We start from the raw sequence: 13,009 nt of genomic DNA on the forward strand, positions 1-13,009 counted from the left end.
GCCTTCAGCGGCAGCCGGCCCTCTGCCGCGCCCCCGCCACGCGCTCCGCGAGGCTCGCCGGCACGCGCGGGAACTGGCTGCGAAGGTCATCGAGCGTCTGGCAGGCCTCGCGCTTGGCGCCGAAGCCGTTGAAGGCATTCGCCAGCCCCACCATCGCCTCCGGCGCCCGGCCGGAGGTCTTCGCGCGCCGATAGGCGTCGTCATAGGCGAGCGCCGCGTTCTGGTAGTCCCGCTTGCCGATCAGCGAATCGCCGAGAAGGATCCCGGCATCCTGCGCCCGCGTCGGCGCGCGCGCGGCCAGCACCTCCCGGGCCGCCGCCTCGGCCGCCGCGTAGTCACGCCGCTCCAGCGCCGTCTGCCCCTCGCGCAACGCTACCTCCGGCGTGCGCGGCGTGGGCGCGGCCGGCTGCCCGGCCGGTGCCGGCGGTGCCGCGGGCGCGGAGGGTGTCGATGGGTTCAGCGCGCCCTGCTGCCCGCCCCCGGCTCGCCCCGCCGATCCAGCCCCGGCCGCGCCCCGGCTCTCGATCTGGTTGAAGCGGTACTCCACGTCGCCCTGAAGCTTCTCCACCTGCTGCTGGAGCGTGCGATTGCGGAACTCCGCCTGTTCGGCCAGACCCCGCTGGCGCCGCACCTCGTCCTCCAGCGCCGCCACGCGTTCGAGGAGCTGGGCGACCAGCTCCCCCCCGCCCGCGGGCACGCCGCCACGCGACGGCGCTGCCACCTGCGGTGCGACGGGCCCCGCGCGCCGCATCAGCTCCATTTCCTGCCGAAGCTGCAGGATCTGGTTCTGGAGGTAGAGGCCCTCCCGGCTCTCCGCCTGCGCCCAGGCAGCACCGGGCATCAGCCCGGCCACAGCCACGCCTGCGAGCAGGAGCGGGAGAACCCCGCCCCGGCGACAAGACCCGCGTCCGCGCATCCTCACCCCTCCACGGCCCGGATCGCCGGGCCCCGTGTCATCGCCCCGGAACCGGCGCGCAAAGGGCGCGCCGGCCCGAAGGCCGTCCAATCGCGGTCTCAGCGGACCGTCGTCACCGCGCGCCGGTTCTGCGCCCAGGACGCCTCATCCGAGCCCAGCGCCGCCGGCCGGTCCTTGCCGTAGGACACGGTCTGGATGCGCTGGCCGGAAACGCCGCTCGCCACCAGCAGGTCGCGCGCCGCATTGGCGCGGCGCTGGCCGAGGGCGAGATTGTACTCGCGGGTCCCGCGCTCGTCCGCATGGCCTTCCATGTAGACGCTCACCTGCGGGTAGCGGGCGAGCCAGGCGGCCTGCCGCTCGAGCGTGGAGCGGCCGTCGGCGCGCACCTGGGTGCTGTCCGTGTCGAAGAACACGCGGTCGCCGACATTGGCCACCAGGTCCTCCTGGCTGCCCGGGCGCGCGGAGCCCATGCCGGCGCCGCCGGCCAGCCCACCGGAGCCGCCAGCACCCGTCGCCGCCGCGTTGCTCGCGTCGTCGGACGAGCAGGCCGCCAGCAGGGCCAGAGCGCCGAGCGCACCCAGGATCTTCGCGTTCATCTCTCTAACTTCCCCTGAAATCGTTGAAGGTGTGTAGCAAAAATCAGGCAAGCAGCGGCGACCAGGACGGGTCGGTCGCGTCGGTCGGCGTCACGATCTGCCGCTCGTTGAAGCCGGTGATGTCAATCTGGGAGAGACGGGCCGAGTAACCCTCGCCGCGCGCCCCGCGCGCCTGGCTCTCCCGGTAGAAGGCGAGCACCCGGCCGTTCGGCGCGAAGGTTGGCCCTTCCATCCCCCAGCCCTCGGAAAGGATGCGCTCCCCGGAGCCGTCCGGCCGCATCACGCCGATCCCGAACTGCCCGCCCGAGATGCGCGTGAAGGCAATGAGGTCCCCGCGCGGCGACCAGACCGGCGTCGCGTAGCGCCCGCGCCCGAAGGAGATGCGCCGCACCCCGCCCCCGCCCGCGTCCATGACATAGAGCTGCTGGTCGCCGCCCCGGTCGGAGTTGAACACGATCTGCGTGCCGTCCGGGTTGTAGCAGGGCGAGACGTCCAGCCCGTTGCCCGAGGTGAGCTGCCGCTGGGAGCGCGAGCCCACGTCCACCGCCACGATGTTCGCGTCGTTGTTGCGGGCATAGGAGAGCACGACCGTCCGCCCGTCCGGGCTGAAGCGCGGCGAGAGCGTCATCCCCGGGAACTGCCCAAGCACCTCGGACCGCCCGCTGTTCAGGTCGAACAGGTAAACCCGCGGCGTGTTCTGGAAGTAGGACATGAACACGATCTGCTGCGCGTTCGGATGGAAGCGCGGCGAGAGCACCTGGAAGGAACCGTCCGTCAGGAAGCGGTTGTTCTCCCCGTCCTGGTCCATGATCGCCAGCCGCCGCGTGCGACGGTCCCGCGGCCCGCTCTCGGCCACGTAGACGATGCGCGTGTCGAAGTAGCCCTTCTCGCCCAGCAGCCGCTCGTAGATCACGTCGGAGATCAGGTGCGCGATGCGGCGCCACTGGGCGGCAGGGGCGGTGAAGGCGGTGCCCTGGATCTGCTGCTCCGGCAGCACGTCCCACAGCCGGAACTCCACCCGCAGCCGCCCGCCCTGATCCTCCACCCGGCCGGTCACCAGCGCATTGGCGCCGATCACCCGCCAGTCCTGGAAGCGCGGCGTCGCGGCCGCGGCCTCGGCGCTCTGGATGAAAGCCGCGTTGTCCACGGGACGGAACAGCCCGGAGTTGCGCAGGTTCGCCTGAATGACGCGCGCGATATCCGCCCCGCGTCCGCCACCGCCCGCCAGCGCCGGCACCGCGATCGGGATCGGGTCCGTCCGCGCGCGGGTGATGTCGATCACCGCGCCCTGGCTGCTTCCCTGGGCACGGGCCGCCGCCGGCACCGTGAGGAGCGCGGCCCCGCCCAAAATCAGGCCACGCCGGGGGGTCGTCATCATGGATGGAAAACCTCGGGGTTGCGGAGGGCGGATGAAGCCGATGCGGCGGCGGGACGCAACCCGCCCCGGCACAGCTCACCCCGGCCGCCTTCCGGATTGATGGCGCGGGCGTGCTGCCTCACCGCGTCAGCCCGCGCGGGTTGAAGCGGAAGGTCGCGGTGTTGATGGCTGCCAGCTTGTCCCGCGGGAAGGGCAGCGGGGAGCATTTCGGGTCCATCAGCGCCCGCCGTGCGGCCTCGAACACCGCCCGCGCCCGGGGCTCGGTCGGCACGCTGCCGGCCGGGCGCACCACGCGCACCACGCCGGCCGCATCGGCCTCCACGCGAAGCTCGACCACGATGCTCTCGAGGCCCGGCGCGCCGGCATCGACCGACCAGCACTCGCTGATCTTGTCGGCCACCCCGCGCACCTCCCCGGCCGTGAGCTGCGCCGCGCCCGTCGGCGCACCGCCGCCCGGGGCTGCCGCAGCCGGGACGCTGGGCCGCGGCCGCGCGGCTGCGGAAGCCGCCGCCTGGGCGCGCAGGCGCTCAAGCGTGCTCTGTACGGAATTGCTGTGCTCGGCCGGGTTGGCCACCGGCGGGGTCTGCCCCGTGCCGGGCCGCGCGTTGCTCTCCCGCGCCGGGGGAACCGGCGCCTGGTTCGCCACCGCATTCGGCCGCGCGGGCGCCGCCGGTGCCGGCGAAGGCGTCGCCGCCGAGGCGTGCTGCTGCGCCGCCGCGGGCGCCGGCCGGGAGGGCGCCGCCGCGGGCGCGGGCGGTGCCGGCGGCGCGGGTGCGGCAGCCTGCTGCGGCGGCGCCGGGCTCGGCCGCGCCGGTGCCGGCGTCGCCGCAGGAGCCGGTGCCGGCGCAGGGCGAGACGGGGCGGGAGGTGCCGGCGGCGCGGGCGGAGTCGGCGCGGGCGCAGCCTGGGGCTGCGGCACCGGGCGCGGCGGGGTCGGAGCAGGCGGCGGTGTCGGCGCGGGCGCCGCGGCCTGCTGCTGCGGCGGGGTCGGCGCCGGCGCGGGCTGGGCCTGCCGGATCGCGTCAGGCGCCGGCGGCGCGGCCGGCAGCGGCAGGGGAAGCGGCGGCGCCACCGGCTGCGCCTGGACCGGCGCCGGCTGCGGCGCGGGAGCGGGCGTGGCAGGGCGCGGGGGCGGCGTGGGCGCGGGCGGCGCCGCGGCCTGAACCGGCGGCGTCGGCACCGGCGGCGTAGGCGCAGGCGCCGGGGTCGGGGGCGTCGGCGCCGCGGCCTGGACCGGAGGAGTCGGCATCGGCGGCGTGGGCGCCGGGGCTGCCGCCTGGCTCGGCGCAGGAGGCGGCGGCGGCGCGGGCATCGGCAGGGCCTCCACCGGCGCGGCGGGCGGCGGCGCGGCCGGGGCCGGTGCGGCCGGGTTCGGCGGCGGGGGCGGCGGCAGCGGCGCGGGGGCCTCGGTGCGGGGCGGCTCGGGCGGGGTCGGCGCCGCGTTCGGCGTCGGCGGCGCGGGCACGGGCGGCGCGGGCAGCGGCAGCGGCTCGGGCGCCTCCGAGAGCTGCGGTACCTCCGGCACGACCACCTCGACCGGGATTGCCTCCTCCAATGGCTCGGGGATCTTGCGGCCGGGCAGCTCGGCCATCAGCAGTGCCGCCACCAGGGCGTGCAGCAGCAGCGAGGCCGCCACCCAGTTCCGGAGGCGGCTCTCCGAGGTGCCGCCATCCGCCCAGACTGTCATCTCCGACGCCATGGAGGGGTCCTAGCGCTGCGGCGTGCCCGCGGGGCGAGCCGGTACGGCCGCCGGGCGGGCGGGCGCGGTGCCGCGGGCGGGCTGGCCCGCCGGCTGCTCGGCCAGCAGCGCCACGCGCGAGAAGCCGGCGGAGGAGACGATGCCCATCACCTCCATGATCCGGCCATAGGCGATGCTGCGGTCGCCGCGCACGAAGATGCGCCGCTCCGGCTGGCCCTGGGGCTGGTTCGCCATGATCGCCTGGAGCTGCGGCACGAGGTTCTCGGCCTGCACCTCCGTCTCCTGCAGGAAGATCTTGCCCTCGGGGTTCACCGTGATCGTCAGCGGCTCCTGCTCCTGGTTGAGCGCGGCCGCGTTCGTCTTGGGCAGGTCCACCGGCACGCCGACGGTCATCAGCGGCGCCGCCACCATGAAGATGATGAGCAGCACGAGCATCACGTCCACCATCGGGGTGACGTTGATGTCGGCCATGGGCCGGTGGCGGCGGCGTCCGCCGCGCCCGCCGCCCGCGTTCAGGGAGACGGCCACCGGTTCAGACCTGGGCCGTCTGGCGGGCGCCGGAGGTCGGCACGGAGGCCGGCGCCTCCTCGGCCTGGCGGGAGAGGATCGCGCCGAACTCTGCCGAGAAGGCCTCCAGCCGGCCGGAGAAGCGCGTCAGGTCAACGTTGATCTTGTTGTAGGCGAGCACGGCCGGAATGGCGGCCACGAGGCCGATCGCGGTCGCGAACAGCGCCTCCGCGATGCCCGGCGCCACCACGGCGAGGTTCGTGTTGTTCATCCCGGCGATGGCCGAGAAGGAGTTCATGATGCCCCAGACCGTGCCGAACAGACCGATGAAGGGCCCGACGGAGCCGACGGAAGCGAGAAAGGTCATCCACTTCTCCAGGCCGTCCATCTCGCGCCCCACCGCCACGTTCATCGCCCGCTCAGACCGCTCCTTCATGCCGGTGAGCGCGAGCACGCCGGTCGCGCCGCCGTCCGCGGAGCGCTGCCACTCCCGCATGCCGGCGCCGAACACGGCGGCCATCGGGTGCGTCGGCCGCTCGCCGTCCGTGCGGTAGAGGTCCTCCAGGCTGCCGCCCGACCAGAACTTGTCCTCGAAGGCGTCCGCCGCGCGGTTCACGCGCCGCATGGTGTTCCACTTCTCGAAGACGATGGCCCAGACCCAGACGCTGGCGATCAGCAGCCCGATCATCACGGCCTTCACCACCCAGTCTGCCTGGAGGAAGAGCCCCCAGAGAGAGAGGTCGTGCCCGGCCGCGGCCAGGTTCTGCGCAGTCACACCACCCACGGGCGGTCTCCTCATCCCCTCGCCCCAATCGGGGCGCCACCACCGCATCCCCCCCGGGAGCGGTCATTCATCACCCGCCGGGCCCACGAGCCCGCAGCGCGCCGTCCCCACGGCGCAGTCACAGGGCGAAGCGGCTAGCCGCCCCGCCCTTCCACCGGCCCCACCGCCGGCCTGAGGGCCGAACGCCAGGGCTCCGGCAGCGCCGCTGGCCGCAGCGTGTCCTGCGAGACGCAGACAAGCCCGACCTTCAGCCGCGCCAGCATCCCGCCATCGGCCGCCACAACGTCCTGCCCCACGTCAACCGAGGCAGCGCCGGCCTTCAGCACCCGCGTCTCCACCACCACCGCATCATCGAGCCGCGCGGGCCGCAAATACGCTACTTCGATGCGCCGCACCACAAGCAACGAACGGTGACGCTCCATCATAAGCGAATGCGGCAACCCAATGTCGCGCAAGGATTCCGTCCGCGCCCGTTCCGCCCAGCGAAGGTAGTTCGCATGGTAGGCCACGCCGCCCGCATCGGTGTCCTCGAAATAGACGCGAAGCGAGAAGCGGTGCACTTCCATGAGCCGCGCCCTAGCGCCCTTCGCGCTCCTCGGCCAGGGGTTCACGCAGGATTCGAAAGGGTTTCAGCGGCGCGATGGCCGCCGTACCACGCCTTGCCTCCGGAAGACGTGAATCGGCCAGCCGGTTCCGTGCCAAAGAATGTCCGCCTCGGCCGTTATCCATCCTGCGGTCCCGCGAACCGGCCGCACGGAAGAACGGGAGACAGCCCATGTCGGCCATGAAGCACGCCACCCTCGCCCTCGCCCTCCTCGCCGGCACCGCCCTCAGTGCGCAGGCCCAAACGAGTGGCGGCATGAGCGGCAGCCCGGCCGTCGGCTCCACCTCCGGCGGCACTTCCGTCGGCGCCATGCCGCGCTCCGGCGGAGCACCCACCTCCACCGGCCGCGCCGGCCATAATGACGACAGCCTCGCGGGCACCGGCACCAATGGCAGCAGCAGGGGCACAACCGGCCGCGGCAACCCTATGCCCAATAATTCTGACATCGGCACCGGCCCGGCCGGGCCCTCCGTCGCCGGCCGCTCGACGGCGCCGGGGAATACCTCCACCCAGGCGCGCTGAGGGCCGGGACCGGAGAGGGCGCTGTCCTCTCCGGACCTCCCGGGTGAACGCGCAGCGTTCATCCCGCCGGGCTGAGGATTTAGGGCTCTTGGATCTGGGTCAGAGGCACCGCCTCTGATGGGGCTGGGAAGAGGGCGATTTCCTTCTTCCCCTCCCCGGATCAGCGGCGCCCCGGCATCGGACCAGACCGTCAGACCTCCGGATCGTCCAGCAAATCCCCCTGCGCGGCTAGCGCGTTGCGCGGCGGCGTCATGCCCAGGTGCTTCCATCCCGGGAGCCCCAGCACGCGCCCACGCTGCGTCCGCAGGATCAGCCCCTCCTGGATGAGGTAGGGCTCGATCACCTCCTCCAGCGTGTCCCGGCTCTCCGCGAGGGCCGCCGCCAGGGTTTCCACACCCACAGGACCGCCGCCATGGTGGTCGGCCAGGCGGCGCAGATAACGCCGGTCCATCGCGTCCAGGCCCAGCCGGTCCACCTCCAGACGCTCGAGCGCGGAATCCGCCAGCTTCTTGTCCGCCGGCCGCCCGGCGACCGCCGCGAAGTCCCGGATCCGCCGCAGCAGGCGCCCGGCGATCCGCGGCGTTCCCCGCGCCCGTCGCGCGATCTCCCGCGCCCCGTCCGGCGTCAGCACGAAGCCGAGCTTCTGCGCCCCGCGTGCCACGATCAGTTCCAACTCCTCCGGCGAGTAGAACTGGAGGCGCAGCGGGATGCCGAAACGGTCGCGCAGCGGGGTGGCCAGCAGCCCCGCCCGCGTCGTGGCGCCGACGAGGGTGAAGGGCGGCAGGTCGATCCGCACCGTCCGCGCCGCCGGCCCCTCGCCGATGATGAGGTCGAGCTGGAAGTCCTCCATCGCGGGATAGAGGGTTTCCTCGATCGCAGGCTGGAGGCGGTGGATCTCGTCCACGAACAGCACGTCACGCGGCTGCAGGTTCGTCAGGATCGCCGCCAGGTCCCCCGCCCGCTGGAGAACGGGGCCGGAGGTCGCGCGGAACCCCACCCCCAGCTCCCGCGCCACGATCTGCGCGAGCGTCGTCTTGCCCAGGCCAGGCGGGCCGAACAGCAGCACGTGGTCCAGCGCATCCCCGCGGTCCCGCGCGGCACGGACGAAGACGGAAAGGTTCTCCCGCAGCGCCGGCTGGCCTGTGAAGTCGGCGAGCGTCTGCGGGCGCAGCGTGGCCTCGGCCGCGTCCTCCTCCTGCCGACTGCCGGCCGTGATCCGATCCTGGTTCGAAGAGGCGCTCATCACCGGAACATAGCGTGACCGCCTGCCCCTGTCGCCCCGCAGGAGCGCCGCATCAATCCCTCCTTTACCTAATCCGCCAGATGATGCCCTGCCCCAAACAGGGGATGCCGGCGCAGGAAAGGAGTTCCGTAGCCCGAAAGCCCGCTTACGAGACCGCCATGCTCACTGGCCTGACCACGCCCGCTCTGCTTCTTCTCTCGCTGCCGGCCCTGGCCGCCGTCGCCTGCGCCGCCCTGCCGCTGCTGTCGCGCGCCCTCTGCCCGCTGCCCGACCTGCCCGCGAAGAAGCGTGGCGGGCCGGGCGCGTGACCTAGCGCGGCGCCATTTCCTTCAGGCTCTCGCGGATCAGCGTGTTCAGTTCGGCGCCCTCGCCCAGCCGGTCCATCACCCGCGCGACGACTGAGGCCGCCTCCGGCCGCCGCCAGCCAAGGTTCAGCAGCGCCGAGACGGCATCCGCCGCCGCTCCGCGCTCGGGCACCGGCGCGGCGGGCACGACGAAGCCCGCATCCCCCGTCGGCATCCCGCCGACCTTCTCGCGCAGCTCGCTCAGCAGCCGCACCGCGAGCTTCGGCCCCACGCCCGGTGCCCGCGTCAGGCTTCCCCGGTCCCCTGCCAGGATCGCCGCCGCCAGATCACCCGGCGACATCGCCGAGAGCAGCCCCAGCGCCACCTTCGGCCCCACGCCCTGGATGCCCGTCAGCAGCCGGAACCAGTCCCGCTCCGCCGCGTCCGCGAAGCCGTAGAGGGTGATCGCGTCCTCGCGCACCACCGTCTCGATCCAGAGCGTGCCCTTCGCATCCGCCGGCAGCGCCGCGACCGCGCGCGAGGAGGCCGCGACAAGATAGCCCACTCCGTTCACGTCGAGGATGCAGCCCCCCTCGTGCACCGAATCGAGCCGCCCCGTGAGCTTCCCGATCATGCCGGCACATAGCCCCGCGCGAGCGCGTTGCGCGTGGAGCGATGATTAGCGTGGCAGATCGCGATCGCCAGCGCGTCCGCCGCGTCCGCCCGCTTGATCACGGCGCCCGGCAGCAGCCGCCGCACCATGTCCTGCACCTGGATCTTGTCGGCATGGCCGGTGCCGACCACGGCGCGCTTGATCTCCATCGCCTGGTACTCGGCGACGATCACGCCGAGCATCGCCGGCGCCAGCAGCACCACCCCGCGCGCCTGCCCTAGCTTCAGCGCCGCGCCCGGGTTCTTGTTGACATAGGTATGCTCCACCGCCGCCTCATCCGGCCGGTGCTCCTCGATCAGTGCCGAGAGCGCGCGGTGGATGATGCAGAGCCGCTCCGCCAGCGGCAGGTCGGCCTTGGTGCTCACCACCCCGTCGCCGAGGTGGCGCAGCCGCGACCCCGTGCTCTCCACCAGCCCCCAGCCCGTGTGCTGAAGGCCGGGATCGAGCCCCAGGATGCGAACGGAGAGGCTCAAGCCGTCAGCCGATCGAGCACGTCGTCCGGCACGTCGAAATTAGCGTAGACGTTCTGCACGTCGTCGTGCTCGTCCAGCGCGTCCACGAGCTTCAGCACGCCGCGCGCCGCTTCCTCGTCCAGCGGCACCGTCGCGTTCGGCCGCCACTCCAGCTTCGCGCTCTCGGCCGGGCCGAGCTTCGCCTCCAGCGCGTCGCGCACGGTGAAAAGGTCCTCGACCGCCGTGCGGATCGCGTGCCCGTCCTCGTCGCTCTCCACGTCGTTGGCCCCGGCCTCGATCGCGGCCTCCAGCACCGTGTCCGCATCCCCGGCGGAGGGCGGGTAGCGCACCACCCCTTCCCGCTCGAACTGGAAGGCCACCGAATTGCTCTCGCCCAGCGCCCCGCCGTTCTTCGAGAACATCGAGCGCAGGTCGGAGGCCGTGCGGTTGCGATTGTCCGTCAGCGCCTCGACGATGATGGCGACCCCGTTCGGCCCGTAACCCTCGTAGCGCACCTCGTCGTAGTTCTCGGTGTCCGTGCCCTGGGCCACGCGCTTGATCGCGCGCTCCACGGTGTCGCGCGGCATGTTGGCCACCAGCGCCGCCTTCACCGCCGCCCGCAGGCGCGGGTTATGCGCGGGATCGGGCATCCCCTGCTTGGCGGAGACGGTGACCTCGCGGATCAGCTTGCCCCAGGCCTGGGCGCGCTTGGCGCTCTGCGCGGCCTTGCGGTGGGCGATGTTCTTGGCGTGCGAATGGCCGGCCATGGTCGGCGTTCCTGTTCCTTCTCGGGTCCCGGCACGCCGGCCGGGATGCCCCGAAGGGGCCCGCAGGCCGCGCGCCGGCCCGCCGGGACCAGGCCTCGGAGGGTTCCGGGGCGGCCCTCGCGGCGGGGCTCGGGAGAATCATGATAATCGGCCGGGCCGGGCCGCGCCACCCGCGGCGATGCGTCCGGAACCGCTTGGCGCGCCCCTTGCCTGAGTCCACCATGCCCTCGAACCCGGAGCCGCCCGCGATGGACGCCAACCCCGCCGCCCACCCCTTCGACGTCACGACGCACGAGGCCCTGTCCGCCCTCTACCCCACCCCCACCGAACGGGTGCTGACGAAGATGGGCGACCGGCTCGAGGGCCGCAGCGCCGCCTTCATCGCCAATTCCCCCTTCTTCATTCTCTCGACCATCGGCCGGCGCGGCCCCCACGCCACCCCGCGCGGCGACGCCCCCGGCTTCGTCGCCCTGCTGGACGAGCGGACCCTCGCCCTGCCCGATCGCCGCGGCAACAACCGCCTGGACGCCCTGCGGGACGTGATCGACGATCCCCGCGTCGCCCTCCTCTTCTTCGTGCCCGGCGTAAACGAGACGCTGCGCGTCCACGGCACCGCCCGCATCACCACCGATCCCTCCCTGCGCGAGCGGCTGATGATGGGCCGCACCACCCCCGCCACGGTCCTCGTCGTCTCCGTCACCGAGGTCTACATCCAGTGCCCGCGCGCCCTTCTCCGCGGCGCCCTCTGGTCCGGCGCCCCCCGCCCCGAGGGCGCGCCCACGGGCGGCGAGCTGCTGGCCGAGCACACCGCCGGCCGCCTGAGCGGGAACCACTACGACAACGTCGTCGCCCCGCAGTGCGCGGCCGAACTCTACTAGCTTGGACCCGATCCGCGTCACACACCGCCTGACCATCCCCGCCGAGGCGCTGGAGGAGAGCTTCATCGCCGCCTCCGGCCCAGGCGGGCAGAACGTCAACAAGGTGGCAACCGCGGTGCAGCTCCGCCTCGACACCACCCGCGTCCCCGGCCTGACAGAGCCGGTCCTCGCCCGCTTACGGGCGCTCGCCGGGCGCCGCATGACCGAGGAGGGGGCGCTCCTCCTTATCTCCCGCGAGCACCGCACCCAGGAGCGCAACCGCGAGGCCGCCCGTGCGCGCCTCGCCACGCTCCTGCGAGACGCGCTCGTCGCCCCCGTGATCCGCCGCCCCACGCGCCCCACCAAGGGTAGCCAGGAACGGCGCCTCGCCGCCAAGGGCGTGCGCTCCGGGATCAAGCGGAACCGCGGCCGCGTGAGCGAAGACTAGCCGCAGGCAACCGCACGGCGCCGCGCGGGCCGAGGGTCCCACTCACGGGCCACCGGCAGAGGCGGCGCCCCCTGCGTCCCCGATGCGGTTGCAGCGGGCCGACCGCCCTGCCAGAGTTCCTGGAGAGGCGTTTTCCTCGTCGGCAGCGCGTGCCTTCATCACGTGCCACGAAGAAGAACGACCTCGCGTAAGTCGAGCAATCTGAAGGACACGCCTACAGATGCGTCACGTCATCACGCGAAGGCTGGCGCTGGGTCTCGGTGCTGCCGCTGCCCTCCCGCCGGGCGCGGAGCTTCGTGCGCAAACCGCGCAGCGCGGCCCGGCCCGCCTCGTGGTCCCCTTCGCGCCCGGTGGAACCACGGACACGCTGGCGCGCCTCATCACGCCAAAGATGTCGGAGCGCCTGAACCAGACCTGGGTGGTGGAGAACCGCTCGGGGGCGAGCGGCGTCGTGGGCGGCGAGTTCGTGTCGCAGGCGGCCCCGGACGGGCAGGTGCTGCTGATCAGCCCGAAGGTCCACCTGATGGCGCGCTACGTGATCAAGGCCGTGAGCTACGATCCCTACGCCGACTTCACGCCCATCGCCCGGCTTGCCGAGGAACCCTACGTCCTCATCGCCAATCCGCGGGCGGTGGAAGCGAACGACGTTGCCGCCCTGATCGCTGCCCTCCGGAGCAACCCGGAAAGGTACGCCTTCGGCTATCCCTCCCTCGGCTCGGTCAGCCACCTCGTCGCCGCGTCGATGGGAAAGAGCCTCGGCATCGAGCCGCTGACGATCGCCTATCGCGGCACCGGCCCCGCCATGAGCGATCTTATCGCGGGAACGATCGCCCTCATGGTCGCGCCGATGGCTCCCGCGATCGAGCTGATCCGCAACCGGCAGGTGAAGGCGCTTGCCGTGGCAACAGCGGAGCGTCTACCCGCGCTGCCGGACGTGCCGACGCTGTCGGAAAGCGGCTTCCCCGGCCTGTCCAATGTGGACTGGCTTGCCATCTGGGGACCGAAGCGGATGTCACCGAGCCTGCGCGACAGCCTTGCGGAGGCCATACGCCTGGGCGTCGAGGACGCCGCGATCACCCGCCGCATGCAGGAGCTCGGGCTTCGCCCCGTCGTCGAGACGCCCGCGCGGTTCGAGGCGCTCATGCAGAGCGAGCGAGCGGCGAACGAACGCCTCGTCGCGGAGGTGGGCATCAAGCCGGAATAGCGCGGGGGTCATCAAGGCAGGCTGGGCCCCTTCACAGCCCCGAGAGCCGATGGCATGGAGGATTTTTCATGTCAG

The 13,009-nt window shown here is 73.0% G+C and carries 16 protein-coding genes; 5 read left to right on the forward strand and 11 right to left on the reverse strand.

The genetic code is table 11. The features are described from left to right. Positions 1–4: 4 nt before the first annotated feature. The 7 genes from D9599_RS00460 to D9599_RS00490 form a co-directional block, all read right to left on the reverse strand. Positions 5–916 carry a hypothetical protein gene (locus D9599_RS00460; protein ID WP_232479995.1) on the reverse strand — a complete coding sequence of 304 codons (912 nt, stop codon included), beginning with the start codon at positions 914–916 and terminating at the stop codon, positions 5–7. A 98-nt stretch (positions 917–1,014) separates the two neighbouring features. Next, entirely contained in the window at positions 1,015–1,512 is a 498-nt protein-coding gene (gene pal / locus D9599_RS00465) for a peptidoglycan-associated lipoprotein Pal (RefSeq protein ID WP_198379243.1), read from the reverse strand. A gap of 43 nt (positions 1,513–1,555) precedes the next feature. After that, a complete protein-coding gene (gene tolB, locus D9599_RS00470) occupies positions 1,556–2,890 on the reverse strand; it encodes a Tol-Pal system beta propeller repeat protein TolB (protein ID WP_198379244.1) in 1,335 nt (444 codons plus the stop codon). Positions 2,891–3,008: 118 nt separating this feature from the next. Then, a complete protein-coding gene (locus tag D9599_RS00475; protein WP_198379245.1) occupies positions 3,009–4,589 on the reverse strand; it encodes a hypothetical protein in 1,581 nt (526 codons plus the stop codon). A gap of 9 nt (positions 4,590–4,598) precedes the next feature. Beyond that, the gene (gene tolR, locus D9599_RS00480) at positions 4,599–5,117 is read right to left on the reverse strand and encodes a protein TolR (protein ID WP_375373022.1); all 519 of its coding nucleotides are present in this window, start codon (positions 5,115–5,117) and stop codon (positions 4,599–4,601) included. 4 nt (positions 5,118–5,121) lie between these two features. After that, positions 5,122–5,895, reverse strand: a complete 774-nt coding sequence (gene tolQ / locus D9599_RS00485) for a protein TolQ (RefSeq protein ID WP_198379246.1) — start codon at positions 5,893–5,895, stop codon at positions 5,122–5,124. Between the two features lie 119 nt (positions 5,896–6,014). Continuing rightward, complete coding sequence (locus D9599_RS00490) at positions 6,015–6,446, reverse strand: YbgC/FadM family acyl-CoA thioesterase (protein ID WP_198379247.1); 432 nt, start codon at positions 6,444–6,446, stop codon at positions 6,015–6,017. Between the two features lie 209 nt (positions 6,447–6,655). On the opposite strand from D9599_RS00490, the gene D9599_RS00495 reads away from it, so the two are divergent. Continuing rightward, positions 6,656–7,006, forward strand: a complete 351-nt coding sequence (locus D9599_RS00495; RefSeq protein WP_198379248.1) for a hypothetical protein — start codon at positions 6,656–6,658, stop codon at positions 7,004–7,006. Between the two features lie 190 nt (positions 7,007–7,196). On the opposite strand, the gene ruvB is transcribed toward D9599_RS00495, so the two are convergent. Continuing rightward, positions 7,197–8,249 (reverse strand): Holliday junction branch migration DNA helicase RuvB, encoded by a 1,053-nt coding sequence (gene ruvB / locus D9599_RS00500; RefSeq protein ID WP_198379249.1) that lies wholly within the window; start codon positions 8,247–8,249, stop codon positions 7,197–7,199. A 158-nt stretch (positions 8,250–8,407) separates the two neighbouring features. Here ruvB and D9599_RS00505 point away from each other — a divergent pair, with 158 nt between their 5' ends. Further along, positions 8,408–8,557, forward strand: coding sequence for a hypothetical protein (locus D9599_RS00505; RefSeq protein ID WP_198379250.1), 150 nt, complete (start codon positions 8,408–8,410; stop codon positions 8,555–8,557). A 1-nt stretch (position 8,558) separates the two neighbouring features. Here the strand turns inward: D9599_RS00505 and ruvA are convergent, their stop codons facing one another. Genes ruvA through D9599_RS00520 form a run of 3 tightly spaced genes read right to left on the reverse strand, consistent with a single transcriptional unit; the run spans position 8,559 to position 10,425 of the window. Then, positions 8,559–9,167, reverse strand: a complete 609-nt coding sequence (ruvA, locus tag D9599_RS00510) for a Holliday junction branch migration protein RuvA (RefSeq protein WP_198379251.1) — start codon at positions 9,165–9,167, stop codon at positions 8,559–8,561. Next, positions 9,164–9,679: a crossover junction endodeoxyribonuclease RuvC gene (gene ruvC, locus D9599_RS00515; RefSeq protein ID WP_198379252.1), complete on the reverse strand. Its 516-nt coding sequence runs from the start codon at positions 9,677–9,679 to the stop codon at positions 9,164–9,166. Before ruvC ends, ruvA begins: the two co-directional genes overlap by 4 nt. Beyond that, the gene (locus tag D9599_RS00520) at positions 9,676–10,425 is read right to left on the reverse strand and encodes a YebC/PmpR family DNA-binding transcriptional regulator (RefSeq protein ID WP_198379253.1); all 750 of its coding nucleotides are present in this window, start codon (positions 10,423–10,425) and stop codon (positions 9,676–9,678) included. Before D9599_RS00520 ends, ruvC begins: the two co-directional genes overlap by 4 nt. 221 nt (positions 10,426–10,646) lie before the next feature. Between D9599_RS00520 and D9599_RS00525 the strand changes: the two genes are divergently transcribed. From D9599_RS00525 to D9599_RS00535, 3 genes are all read left to right on the forward strand, one after another. Beyond that, a complete protein-coding gene (locus D9599_RS00525) occupies positions 10,647–11,303 on the forward strand; it encodes an MSMEG_1061 family FMN-dependent PPOX-type flavoprotein (RefSeq protein WP_232479996.1) in 657 nt (218 codons plus the stop codon). Between the two features lies 1 nt (position 11,304). Then, on the forward strand, positions 11,305–11,730 hold the full coding sequence (gene arfB, locus D9599_RS00530) for an alternative ribosome rescue aminoacyl-tRNA hydrolase ArfB (RefSeq protein WP_198379254.1): 426 nt from the start codon (positions 11,305–11,307) through the stop codon (positions 11,728–11,730). A 220-nt stretch (positions 11,731–11,950) separates the two neighbouring features. Then, a complete protein-coding gene (locus D9599_RS00535; RefSeq protein ID WP_198379255.1) occupies positions 11,951–12,934 on the forward strand; it encodes a tripartite tricarboxylate transporter substrate binding protein in 984 nt (327 codons plus the stop codon). Positions 12,935–13,009: the final 75 nt, after the last annotated feature.

Source organism: Roseomonas sp. KE2513, assembly GCF_016107305.1.
Lineage (GTDB): Bacteria > Pseudomonadota > Alphaproteobacteria > Acetobacterales > Acetobacteraceae > Roseomonas.

Excerpts from the sequence above, each read along its gene's own strand:
- D9599_RS00460 (WP_232479995.1), bottom strand. The coding sequence starts at position 916 with ATGCGCGGACGCGGGTCTTGTCGCCGGGGCGGGGTTCTCCCGCTCCTG.
- pal (WP_198379243.1), bottom strand. The coding sequence starts at position 1,512 with ATGAACGCGAAGATCCTGGGTGCGCTCGGCGCTCTGGCCCTGCTGGCG.
- tolB (WP_198379244.1), bottom strand. The coding sequence starts at position 2,890 with ATGATGACGACCCCCCGGCGTGGCCTGATTTTGGGCGGGGCCGCGCTC.
- D9599_RS00475 (WP_198379245.1), bottom strand. The coding sequence starts at position 4,589 with ATGGCGTCGGAGATGACAGTCTGGGCGGATGGCGGCACCTCGGAGAGC.
- tolQ (WP_198379246.1), bottom strand. The coding sequence starts at position 5,895 with ATGAGGAGACCGCCCGTGGGTGGTGTGACTGCGCAGAACCTGGCCGCG.
- D9599_RS00490 (WP_198379247.1), bottom strand. The coding sequence starts at position 6,446 with ATGGAAGTGCACCGCTTCTCGCTTCGCGTCTATTTCGAGGACACCGAT.
- D9599_RS00495 (WP_198379248.1), top strand. The coding sequence starts at position 6,656 with ATGTCGGCCATGAAGCACGCCACCCTCGCCCTCGCCCTCCTCGCCGGC.
- ruvB (WP_198379249.1), bottom strand. The coding sequence starts at position 8,249 with ATGAGCGCCTCTTCGAACCAGGATCGGATCACGGCCGGCAGTCGGCAG.
- D9599_RS00505 (WP_198379250.1), top strand. The coding sequence starts at position 8,408 with ATGCTCACTGGCCTGACCACGCCCGCTCTGCTTCTTCTCTCGCTGCCG.
- ruvA (WP_198379251.1), bottom strand. The coding sequence starts at position 9,167 with ATGATCGGGAAGCTCACGGGGCGGCTCGATTCGGTGCACGAGGGGGGC.
- D9599_RS00520 (WP_198379253.1), bottom strand. The coding sequence starts at position 10,425 with ATGGCCGGCCATTCGCACGCCAAGAACATCGCCCACCGCAAGGCCGCG.
- D9599_RS00525 (WP_232479996.1), top strand. The coding sequence starts at position 10,647 with ATGCCCTCGAACCCGGAGCCGCCCGCGATGGACGCCAACCCCGCCGCC.
- D9599_RS00535 (WP_198379255.1), top strand. The coding sequence starts at position 11,951 with ATGCGTCACGTCATCACGCGAAGGCTGGCGCTGGGTCTCGGTGCTGCC.